Consider the following 10,714-nt stretch of genomic DNA (forward strand, 5'->3'; position numbering starts at 1 on the left):
GCTAGTATCGCCGCCATGTCCACGCCTGCGGACCGCCAGCGGGTGGCCGCCTACGGCGTCGCGCGTCGGGGCGAGGACGTTCTCCTCGTGCGGGCCTCGTCGATCTCGGGTGCTGGTGGCACGTGGTGGCTGCCCGGTGGGGGCGTGGAGTTCGGAGAGTCCCCCGAGGAGTGTCTGGTGCGGGAGTTCAGGGAGGAGACGGGACTCACCGCAGACGTCGGGCAGGTGGTGGACGTCGTCTCGGACGTCGCGTTGTTGACGGAGGAGCCGACCCGGCTTCACTCGGTCCGCATCGTCTACCGGGTCGAGGTCGATGAGGGCTCGGCTCAACCCGAGACGGATGGCTCGACCGACGCCGTGCGCTGGGTCCCGTATCGAGAGCTCGAGACACTGCCACTCACTCCCTGGCTCGGCGAGCTCGTCCGCACGCGATGGGCGCGGATGGGTCTGTGACGCCACCCGGACCAGCGAAGGTGGAGCGGGTGCCTCTGTTGCGGAGGTCTTGACAGGCTCGACCAGCGGCGCGGTGGGGTCAGTTCTCAGTTGTTGAAGCGGTAGCCCATCCCGCGCACCGTCGCGATCGCGGACGGGCCGAACTTCTTGCGCAGGTAGCCGATGTAGACGTCGACGACGTTGGAGCCCGGATCGAAGTCGAACCCCCAAACCTGGTCGAGGAGCTGCTCGCGGGAGAGCACCTGGCCCGCGTTGACCATCAGGGTCTCGGCCAGGGAGAACTCGCGCGCGGAGAGCTCGAGCTCGCGCTCGCCCACGGTGGCACGGCGGGTGCGGACGTCGAGGCGGACGCCGCCGGCCTCGAGGACGTCGTCGCGGCCGGGGCCGCCGTTGTCGGCGGACGTGCGCAGCCGCAGCCGGATCCGGGCCAGCAGCTCGGCGAAGCGGAACGGCTTGGGCATGTAGTCGTCGGCGCCGCCCTCGAGCGCGGACACGGTGTCCCCGACCGAGTCGCGGGCGGTCAGGACGATGACCGGCAGCCTCGAGCCCTGGGAGCGCAGCTGGTCGAGCACCTCGAAGCCGTCCATGCCGGGCAGCCCGATGTCGAGGACCATCAGGTCGAACTCGCCGCTGAGGGCGCGGTCCAGACCGATCCGCCCGTCGGCGACGGTCGTCGTGCGGTGGCCGTCAGCGGCGAGCCCCTTCGAGACGAAGGACGCGATGCGCTCCTCGTCCTCGACGATCAGGATGCGGGCCACAGGCTGAACTCCTCTTGGGTCTCGCCCTGACTACGGTCGCCGGGCTCGATCGGTTCAACGCCGGGGATGGGCAATGTGATCACGAACCGCGCGCCGTGGGGCTTCTCGTCCACCAACGAGACGGTGCCCCCGTGTGCCTGGGCGATGGCCCTGACGATCGAGAGGCCGAGCCCGAACCCCTCGTCGGACTCGGGTACGACGCTGCGGCCGAACCGCTCGAAGATCTGCTCGCGGTCCTCGGGCGGCACGCCGGGCCCGCAGTCGCGGACCCAGAGCTGCGCGGTGGCGCCGTCGTAGGACGACCCGAGCGCCACGACGTCGCCGACGGAGGTGTGTTTGACGGCGTTGTCGCACAGCTGGAGCAGCGCCTGGGTGAGTCGCTGCTCGTCGACCGCGACGGTGACGCTGGCGGTCTCGTCGAGAGTCCAGGTGCGGTCCGCCAGGCCGCGTGCCTTGGCCAGGGTGTCCACGGTCAGCCCGGTGAGGTCGACCGGGCGGCGGGTGACGAAGTCGGGCCGGTCGCTCTTGGCGAGGAGGATCAGCTCGCCCACCAGCCGCGACATCCGGTCGATCTCGTCGAGCAGGAGCTCGCGGGTCGCGGCGATCTCCTCCGGGCTGCCCACGTCGAGGAGCTCGAGGTGGCCGCGGAGGACGGTGAGTGGGGTCTTGAGCTCGTGGCCGGCGTCGTCGAGGAACTGCCGCTGCCCGACGAACGCCGCCTCGAGCCGGTCGAGCATGCGGTTGAAGGTCCGGGTGAGTGCGGTGATGTCGTCGTTGCCGGTCTCGGGGAGGCGCCGGGAGAGGTCGCTGTCGTTGATCTCGTCGGCGGTCTGGCGCAGGGTCCGCAGCGGGGCGAGCAGTCGACCGGACTGGGCCGCCGCGAAGCCGGTGATGACGATGAGGGACAGCACCGACACGACGGCGTAGGTCTTCATGGTGTCGCTCAGCCCCGAGCGGGCGTCGCCGTAGTAGGTCACCACGATCAGCGCGCCGGTCTCGCCGCCCCGCTCGACGGTCTGGGCGTTGAGGATCAGGTCGTCCTCTGGGTCCTCGAGCTTGGTCGTGCCGTTGTCGGTGGCGATGCTGTTCGCGGCGCTGCGGAACGCGGCGGCGTCATCGCCGGTGTAGCCGTGGGACGACACGCTCTGAGGCCCGGGGCCCTCCCCGTCGCCGGCGTCGTACCAGGACACCAGCGCTTCGTTGTCGTCGGGCACCTGGGAGCGCAGGAAGGCGTCGAGGAGGTCGCCCACGGTCGTGTACGACGCGCCCTGGGCCTGCTGGAACTTGTCGAACTCCTTGAACTGCTGGTCGACCCGGTCCGAGATCGCCTGGTCGATGCGCTGGGACTCGATGACGTAGACGATGAGTCCGGCGCCGCTCAGGGCCAGCAGCGTGAGCAGTGCGACCGCCGCGGTGATGCGGACGCGGACCGAGACGCCCGACCGCTCGGGTCGGGCGCTGCTGGCCTGATGAGGGTCAGTCGTCGCTGCCACCACCACCGCCGTGGCCGCTGACGTCGCTGCTGCCCGACCCACCGTGGCTGGAGCCGAAGCCGCTGCTTGACCCGCTCCCCGGACCGCTGCTGCCCGACCCGCTGCCGTGGTCGCCGGAGTCGTCGTCGCTATGGCCGTCGCTTTGGTCGTCGCCGTGGTCGTCGCCGTGGTCGTCCCAGCTGTCCGGCGTCGGGGTCACCTCGGTGAGGCCGTCGTCGTCGCCGTGGTCGTCGCCGTGGTCGTCGCCGTGGTCGTCGCCCTGGTCGTTGCCCTGGTCGTCGCCCTGGTCGTGCATGGCGCTCGGCGAGGGCTTCGGCGTACCGCTCTGGTCGTCGATGATGATCGTCTGGCGCGGCTGTGGGTCGTCGGCCGCAGACGCGACCAGGGTGCCCGCCACGAAGGCTCCCAGGGGGAGCATCAGGGCGAGCGCGGCAAAGACCTTCCAGAAGCTGCGCATGGCACCACGATCATCCCAAGAGGTAGGCCCGGAGTGAGAATCCGATGAGAGCCTTCTCATCCACCACCGCACGGCCCACCGAGCCGGGCCGTGGCCGCCGTTCCCGTGCTGGCAGTCGTCGCGGCACGGCAACCGGCCGACAACCAGTCATCTAGTGTGGATCGGGTCACAGACTGCGCCAGGAGGAGGGTTTCCGTGCTCGTCCCGTTCAGCGTCACCGACTTCATCGATCGTGCCGTGCAGGTCTACGGCGACCGGGTGGGCGTGGTCGACGAGCCCGACCAGCCCGCGCCTTCTCTCGGCGAGCTCACCTTCCGGCAGGTGGGCGACCTCGCCCGGCGACAGGCCGCGCACCTCGACAGCCTCGGCGTCGGCTTCGGCGACCGGGTGGCCGTGGTCAGCCACAACAGCGCGAGGCTGTTCACGTCGTTCTTCGGCGTGTCCGGCTACGGCCGGGTGCTGGTGCCGATCAACTTCCGGCTGCGCCCCGACGAGGTGCGCTACATCGTCGAGCACTCCGGCGCCAAGGTGCTCTACGTCGACCCGGAGCTCGACGACTCGCTGCAGGACGTCGCGGCCGAGCACCGGCTCGTGCTGGGCCGCGACGATGACCTCTACGCGCCCGAGGGCTCCGAGCCCAAGCCGTGGGAGCCCCCCGGGATGGAGGGGGAGAACGCCACCGCGACGATCAACTACACCTCCGGCACGACCGCCCGGCCCAAGGGCGTCCAGATCACCCATCGCAACATCTGGGTCAACGCGGTCACCTTCGCGCTGCACGCCGGCGTCACCGACCGCGACGTCTACCTGCACACGCTGCCGATGTTCCACGCCAACGGCTGGGGCATGCCGTTCGCGATGACCGGGCTGGGCGTGTCCAACATCGTGCTGCGCAAGGTGGACGGCGCCGAGATCCTGCGTCGCGTCGACAAGTACGGCGTCACGGTCATGTGCGCGGCCCCGGCCGTCGCCGCGGCCGTGCTCGAGGCGGCGCAGACCTGGGAGGGCGAGATCCCCGGCCGCGACAAGGTGCGGATCATCATGGCAGGCGCGCCGCCGCCCACGAAGACAGTTGCCCGGGTCGAGGAGGAGCTCGGCTGGGAGTTCATCCAGATCTACGGCCTCACCGAGACCTCGCCGCTGCTCACGGTCAACCGCACCCGTGCCGAGTGGGACCACCTGTCGGCCCAGGAGCGTGCCGAGAAGCTCACCCGCGCCGGCATGCCCGCCATCGGGGTCTCCCTCAAGGTCGAGGTCTCGGAGGACGCCGGTGACGAGGGGAGCCACGGGACCGGTGAGGTCCTGGCCCGCTCCAACGTCGTGCTCGAGGGCTACTGGGAGCAGCCCGAGGAGTCCGAGCGCGCGCTGAAGGACGACTGGTTCCACACCGGCGACGGCGGCACGATCGGCGAGGACGGCTACCTCACCATCAGCGACCGCAAGAAGGACGTCATCATCACCGGCGGTGAGAACGTCTCCTCGATCGAGGTCGAGGACGTGATCTTCTCCCACCCGGCGGTCGCCGAGGTCGCGGTGATCGGCGTACCCGACGAGAAGTGGGGCGAGACCATCAAGGCGCTCGTCGTCCTCGCTCCGGGTGCGGAGGTCACCGAGGCCGAGCTGATCACGTGGTGCAAGGCCAGGGCGGCCGGCTACAAGGCGCCGACCTCGGTGGAGTTCCGTGACCAGCTGGCGCGCACGGCGACCGGCAAGCTGCAGAAGTTCAAGCTGCGCGCGCCGTACTGGGAGGGCCGCGAGCGCCAGGTCAACTGAACCCACACGTGTGGGCGGCCGCGCGCGGGCACCCACTGACCGAAGCACTAGCCTCGCCGTGTGCCCACCCTCGCCGAGCTCGTCGACCTGCTGCACGGCTGGTACCCGCCCGCCACCGCGGACTCGTGGGACGCGGTCGGCCTGGTCGCCGGTGACCCGGAGCAGGACGTCCGCAAGGTCCTGTTCGCCGTCGACCCGGTTCTGCCGGTGGCCCACGAGGCGGGGGAGTGGGGCGCGCAGCTGCTGGTCACCCACCACCCGCTGTTCCTCAAGGGCGTGCACGGCGTGGCCCGGACCACGCCGAAGGGGCGGACCCTCGGGACGCTGCAGGACGCCGGGTGCGCCCTGCTGACCGCGCACACCAATGCCGACCAGGCGGTGGGTGGGGTCTCCGAGGCGCTGGCCCGCGCGGTCGGGCTGACCGATCTCGAGCCGGTCATCGCCACCAGCAACGACCAGCTGGACAAGCTGACGACCTACGTCCCCGTGGCCCACGCCGACCTGGTCCGCGAGGCGGTGGGTGCGGCGGGGGCGGGAGTGATCGGCGACTACGACAGCGCGTCGTTCTCCAGCCGGGGCGAGGGACGGTTCCGCCCGCGGGAGGGTGCCCACCCCACGATCGGGGAGGTCGGCAGCCTCGAGGTGGTCGACGAGGTCCGGATCGAGTGCGTCCTGCCCCGGCCCGCGCGGTCCCGCGTCGTCGCCGCACTGCTGGCCGCGCACCCCTACGAGGAGCCGGCCTACGACGTCGTCGAGCTCGCCGACCCCGGCCTCGCCGCCACCGGTACCGGACGGATCGGGACGGTCGCCGGGACCACGCTCGGTGAGTTCGCCCAGCGCGTGGCCGAGGCGCTGCCGCGCACCTCGACCGGAGTCCGGGTGGGTGGCGACCCGGGCCGCGTCGTACGCCGGGTGGCCGTGTGCGGAGGAGCAGGTGACTTCCTGCTCGACGCCGTACGCCGGACGGACGCCGACGTCTACGTCACCAGCGACCTGCGGCACCACCCGGCGGCCGAGTTCCTCGAGCAGGACGGGCCGGCCCTGGTCGACGTGGCGCACTGGGCCGCCGAGTGGACCTGGCTGCCGGTCGTGGCCCGGAAGATGGCCGAGGCGCTGGGCGATACGGTGGAGACCCGGGTCAGCGCCATCTGCTCCGACCCGTGGACAGCACTACACACAGGAGAAGAGCGCTGAAAGCCGACCCCGCCGCCCAGCTCGCCCTGCTGGGCCTCCAGGAGCTCGACTCGCGCGCCGACCAGTTGCGCCACCAGCGCGAGAACCTGCCCGAGATCGCCGAGATCGCCGCGCTCACGGCCGGCCGTGCCGAGCTGGACGGCCGGCGCCGCGACGCGCAGATCGCGGTCGACGACCTCACCGCCGAGCAGGCCAAGGTCGACGCCGACGTCGGGCAGGTCAAGTCCCGCAAGGTCCGGGACGAGCAGCGGATGGACCAGGGGCTGATCACCAGCCCGAAGGACCTCGAGCGGATGCAGGGCGAGCTGGAGTCGCTGCAGCGGCGGATCACCACCCTCGAGGACGAGGAGCTCGAGGTGATGGCCCGGCTCGAGGACGCGCAGCGCGACCTGGACTCCCTGACCGACCAGGTCGCGGCGGCCGACGAGCGGCTGGCGGCCCTCGGCGAGGCCCGCGACAAGAAGACCCAGGAGCTGGACGACAGCCTGCGGAAGGTGGCCGAGGAGCGCGGGCCGGCCGCGGACGGGATCCCGGCTGACCTGATGGCCCTCTACGACCGGCTCCGCGCGTCCAAGGGCGGCGTCGCCGTGGGGGCGCTCCGGGCCCGCGAGTGCGGTGGGTGCCGGCTGGCCCTCGACCCGGCCGAGCTGGCGTCGATCCGGGCCGCCGCTCCCGACGAGGTGATCCGGCACGAGGAGTGCCAGCGGATCCTGGTCCGCACGCCCGAGTCGGGGCTGTGACCTCTCCTCGCTCAGTCATCATCGAGGCCGACGGGGGCTCGCGCGGCAACCCCGGCCCCGCGGCGTACGGCGCGGTCCTGCGCGATGCCGAGACCGGCGAGGTCATCGCCGAGGACGGCACCGCGATCGGGGTGGCCACCAACAACGTCGCCGAGTACTCCGGGCTGATCGCCGGACTCCGGCTGGCCGAGGAGTTCGCCCCGGACGCCGACATCGAGGTTCGGATGGACTCCAAGCTCGTGGTCGAGCAGATGTCCGGCCGGTGGAAGATCAAGCATCCCGACCTCAAGCCGCTGGCCACGGAGGCCAACCGGCTGGCGCCGTTCGGGACGACGTACACCTGGGTCCCGCGCGAGTCGAACAAGCACGCCGACCGCCTCGTCAACGAGGCGCTCGACGGGAAGCGGAGCGGTGTGACCGCGGCCGGTGCGGCCCTGGTGGACGAGCCCGAGCCGCAGACCGCCGAGGAGGAGGCCGCGTCGCCGGTGCTTCCGCCCAGCAGCTGGGGGCCGCCCGGGCCGGCGACCACGCTGCTCCTGGTCCGCCACGGCGCCACGCCGCACACCGTGGAGAAGCGGTTCTCCGGGGGGTTGGCGAGCGCCAACCCCGGACTGAGCGACGAGGGCCGGGCCCAGGTCCGCGCCACCGCCGACTGGCTGGCCCCGATCGCCGAAGGGGTCGAGGCCGTCGTCTCCTCGCCCGTACGCCGGACGCTGGAGTCCGCCGAGATCCTGGCCGAACGGTTCGGCCGGACCGTCGACCTCGAGCCCGGCTTCGCGGAGATGGAGTTCGGCAGCTGGGACGGGCTGACCCTCGCCGAGGTCGCGGAGCGGGACCGGGCCGCGCTGGAGGCGTGGCGCGGCTCCCTGGACGTCGCCCCTCCCGGTGGTGAGTCGTTCCGGCAGGTCGAGGAGCGGGTCCTGGCCGGGCTGGACCGGCTGCTCGCGCGGCACGCCGGCAAGACGGTGGTCGTGGTCAGCCACGTCACGCCGATCAAGACGATGGTGGCCAGGGCGCTCACCGCACCGCTGGAATCGGTCTTCCGGATGCAGCTCAGCCCCGCGTCGGTGACGGTGCTGTCGTTCTTCCCCGAGGTGGACGGCATGACGCCCGCCTCGATGCGGCTCTACAACGCCCGGCCGCCTGGCGACGACGCGTTCTCGCCTGCATCGTCGGCCTGGTGAGCCTTCGTCGAGTGACGCGACGTGCTCTCGTCGGGACTGATCCACAGCACTTTCACGACGTTCGACGGGAGCCCTCCCGCTTACGCCGCTTCCCCTCGTGCATCGCGACCACCCGGGCGATCGGGATCTCGTGGCCCTCGGCGACGAGGTCGTCCGGCAGCCGCTGCGGCTCGGCCATCGCCGAGGCCCAGGAGTCCGCGCCCAGCCGTTCGATCGCGCTGAGGACGGTGAAGTCGGACGGTTGCACCTGCTCCAGCTCGTCCCAGATGACCGGGAACGACACCGGCAGGCCGGGGCGCGCCCGCGGGCTGTACGCCGCCACCACGGTCGCGCCGCCGGCCCGCGTCGAGTCGACGAAGACCTTCCCGCCTCGCTCCTCACGGACGAACTCCGTCGTGGCGACCGCCTCGTCAAGGCGCGCGGCTCGCGCGGCCAGCGCCCTGGTCGCCGCGGCGACGTCCGGGATCTCCTGGCCCTCGGTGAGCGGGACGAACACGTGCACGCCCTTGGCGCCGCTCAACTTCACGCCACCCGACAGCCCGGCGTCCGCGAGCGCCTGCCGGACCAGCAGCGCCGCCGCCACCGCCATCCGGAACCCGTCGGCCGGCTCGACGTCGTCGGGCGGGTCGAGGTCGAGGATCAGGTGGGTCTGGGCCCAGCTGTCCACCCGGACGAGCGCCGGGTGGTACTCCACCGCCCGCTGGTTGGCCAGCCAGACCAGCGTCCGCCGGTCGTTGCAGACGGGGTAGTGGACCTCGCGCTTGGAGGCGTTCGCCCAGACCGTCGTCGTAAGGATCCAGTCGGGGGCGTACTTGGGCAGGTTCTTCTGCATGAACGGCGCCTGGCCCGGCCGGGCGCGGACGACCGACAGCGCCCGGTCGCGCAGCTCGGGGAGCATCCGCTCCTGCACCGCGTCGAGGTAGCCCACCAGGTCGCCCTTGGTCACCCCCGCGCCGTCGAAGACCGGCTGGTCGAGGTGGGAGAGCTTCACGCCGGCAAGCTCCGGGTCGTCCTTCGCCATCCGCACAGTCTGCCTGTGGACGGTTACCCGGAACCCCGGGTGTCTTCGTTGCGGAGGCTTCGAGGCTCCTTCGAGGCTCGCAGGCTCGCACCTCAGTACGAGCGCCCGTGAACGGCCTCGCACCTGACTCGTAGATAGACGTAATTGGTTCAGGCGACCTTGTGAAGGTTGACGTGGTAGCCGAGTGCTTCGAGCTGGGCGATGGCGTGGCGTCGGGTGCGTTCGGGGTCGCGGGTGCGGTAGTAGTCCGCACCGAGGTCGGTGTAGACCTCCCCGGTCTGGGCCATGTGCCAGATCGAGTTCAGGATGCTGCGCTGGACCGCGACCAGGGCCCGCTTCTTTCCGCGTCGCTTCACGATCCGCTGGAACTTTGCCGCCAGGTAGGTGTCCTTGGACCGGGACGCGGCCTCGGCGGCCTGGCCCAGCGCGGCCTTGAGGTAGGTGTTCCCGGGCCGGGCCTTGGTCGACTTCTTGCGGCCCGCGGACTCGTTGCTCCCCGGTGCCACTCCGGCCCAGGAGGTCAGCTGCTCGGCGGTGGGGAACACGCGCATGTCCGCGCCGGTCTCAGCGATCACCACGTCGGCGACCAGGACGCTGACCCCGGGGATGGTGCAGATCAGGTCCCGGAGGGCACGAAACGGCTCGATCATCACCTCGATCCGCTCGGTCAGCTTCTCGATCGCCTGGTCGTGGTGGTCGATCAGGTCCAACCGCATCCGGGCCATGAACGCGTGGTGCTCGTTGAACCGGCCCACCAACGCCTCACGCAGCTCTGGGATCTTGGTACGGAGCTTGGCCTTGGCCAAGTCGGCCAGCACCACCGGGTCGCGTTCCCCGGCGATCAGGGCCTCCAGCATCCTGCGGGTCGAGACCAGGGTGATCTTCGAGGCCACCACGGTCAGCTTGATCCCGGCGTCCTCCAGCAACTTCTCCAACCGCTGGTACTCCCGGGTCCGCTGCTGGACCAGCCCAGCCCGGGCCCGGGTGAGGTCCCGCAGCTGCCGGATCGGCTCGGGGGGCACCATCGACCCCGACACCAGGTCGTGGGCCCCCAGGTCGGCCAGCCACGCCGCGTCCGAGACATCGCTCTTGCGTCCCTTGATCGCCTTGACCCGCACCGGGTTGGCCAGCACCGTCTCGAACGGCGCGTCCTCGAACAGGTAGTAGAACGGCTTCCAGTAGTCCCCGGTCGCCTCCATCACCACCCGGGTGACCCCCTGGCCGACCAGGAAGTCCCGCAGCTCCAGCACCTGCCGGGTCACCGACCCCCACGTGGAGACCTCGCTCGTCGTAGCCCGTGACCCAGATCCCTGGATCCGCACACACACCTTCGCGTCGGCCTTGGAGATATCCATCCCCGCACACCGCGGATGCACCACTTCCATCCCGCTCAACTCCCTCCCACCCACCGGGGTGCCCGGTCGGCGGACCCTCCGCCGCAGTGACCACCACGGGGAGGGCAGCAGCAACAGAAGTCTGACTCGCGTGCTCACAGCAACAATCCACGGTCCACGTGGGGCCCTCCACCACCAAGCTCAGCCACGGGCTCATCGGCACCAAGGTGCGTCGGCGTCCAACCGTGGCGACCACCCCACCACTGTGACCCGACACCCGCCCGACGACAGCCCCCAGCAATCTTTT

At 71.1% G+C, this 10,714-nt stretch carries 10 protein-coding genes; 5 read left to right on the forward strand and 5 right to left on the reverse strand.

Annotated features, from left to right (window positions below; all coding sequences use genetic code 11):
• The first annotated feature begins 15 nt into the window (after positions 1 to 15).
• The gene (locus tag VFV89_RS12905) at positions 16 to 453 is read left to right on the forward strand and encodes an NUDIX hydrolase (protein WP_329706354.1); all 438 of its coding nucleotides are present in this window, start codon (positions 16 to 18) and stop codon (positions 451 to 453) included.
• Positions 454 to 539: 86 nt separating this feature from the next.
• On the opposite strand, the gene VFV89_RS12910 is transcribed toward VFV89_RS12905, so the two are convergent.
• The 3 genes from VFV89_RS12910 to VFV89_RS12920 are packed head-to-tail and all read right to left on the reverse strand — an operon-like array spanning position 540 to position 3,161.
• Positions 540 to 1,211, reverse strand: a complete 672-nt coding sequence (locus tag VFV89_RS12910; RefSeq protein WP_329706355.1) for a response regulator transcription factor — start codon at positions 1,209 to 1,211, stop codon at positions 540 to 542.
• On the reverse strand, positions 1,196 to 2,704 hold the full coding sequence (locus VFV89_RS12915) for a HAMP domain-containing sensor histidine kinase (protein WP_329706356.1): 1,509 nt from the start codon (positions 2,702 to 2,704) through the stop codon (positions 1,196 to 1,198). Before VFV89_RS12915 ends, VFV89_RS12910 begins: the two co-directional genes overlap by 16 nt.
• The gene (locus VFV89_RS12920; RefSeq protein ID WP_329706357.1) at positions 2,688 to 3,161 is read right to left on the reverse strand and encodes a hypothetical protein; all 474 of its coding nucleotides are present in this window, start codon (positions 3,159 to 3,161) and stop codon (positions 2,688 to 2,690) included. Before VFV89_RS12920 ends, VFV89_RS12915 begins: the two co-directional genes overlap by 17 nt.
• 195 nt (positions 3,162 to 3,356) lie before the next feature.
• Between VFV89_RS12920 and VFV89_RS12925 the strand changes: the two genes are divergently transcribed.
• From VFV89_RS12925 to VFV89_RS12940, 4 genes are read left to right on the forward strand one after another with little or no spacing between them, the layout of a single operon-like run.
• A complete protein-coding gene (locus VFV89_RS12925) occupies positions 3,357 to 4,934 on the forward strand; it encodes an AMP-binding protein (RefSeq protein WP_329706358.1) in 1,578 nt (525 codons plus the stop codon).
• 60 nt (positions 4,935 to 4,994) lie between these two features.
• Positions 4,995 to 6,128 carry a Nif3-like dinuclear metal center hexameric protein gene (locus VFV89_RS12930; protein ID WP_329706359.1) on the forward strand — a complete coding sequence of 378 codons (1,134 nt, stop codon included), beginning with the start codon at positions 4,995 to 4,997 and terminating at the stop codon, positions 6,126 to 6,128.
• Entirely contained in the window at positions 6,095 to 6,868 is a 774-nt protein-coding gene (locus VFV89_RS12935; RefSeq protein WP_329706360.1) for a zinc ribbon domain-containing protein, read from the forward strand. The genes VFV89_RS12930 and VFV89_RS12935 overlap by 34 nt, the downstream gene beginning before the upstream one ends.
• Positions 6,865 to 8,052, forward strand: coding sequence for a bifunctional RNase H/acid phosphatase (locus VFV89_RS12940; protein WP_329706361.1), 1,188 nt, complete (start codon positions 6,865 to 6,867; stop codon positions 8,050 to 8,052). The genes VFV89_RS12935 and VFV89_RS12940 overlap by 4 nt, the downstream gene beginning before the upstream one ends.
• A gap of 52 nt (positions 8,053 to 8,104) precedes the next feature.
• Here the strand turns inward: VFV89_RS12940 and VFV89_RS12945 are convergent, their stop codons facing one another.
• Positions 8,105 to 9,073 (reverse strand): ATP-dependent DNA ligase, encoded by a 969-nt coding sequence (locus tag VFV89_RS12945; RefSeq protein WP_329706362.1) that lies wholly within the window; start codon positions 9,071 to 9,073, stop codon positions 8,105 to 8,107.
• A gap of 149 nt (positions 9,074 to 9,222) precedes the next feature.
• Positions 9,223 to 10,458 carry an IS110 family transposase gene (locus tag VFV89_RS12950; protein ID WP_329706363.1) on the reverse strand — a complete coding sequence of 412 codons (1,236 nt, stop codon included), beginning with the start codon at positions 10,456 to 10,458 and terminating at the stop codon, positions 9,223 to 9,225.
• Positions 10,459 to 10,714: the final 256 nt, after the last annotated feature.

It is taken from the genome of Nocardioides sp. (genome assembly GCF_036274455.1).
Classification (GTDB): domain Bacteria; phylum Actinomycetota; class Actinomycetes; order Propionibacteriales; family Nocardioidaceae; genus Nocardioides.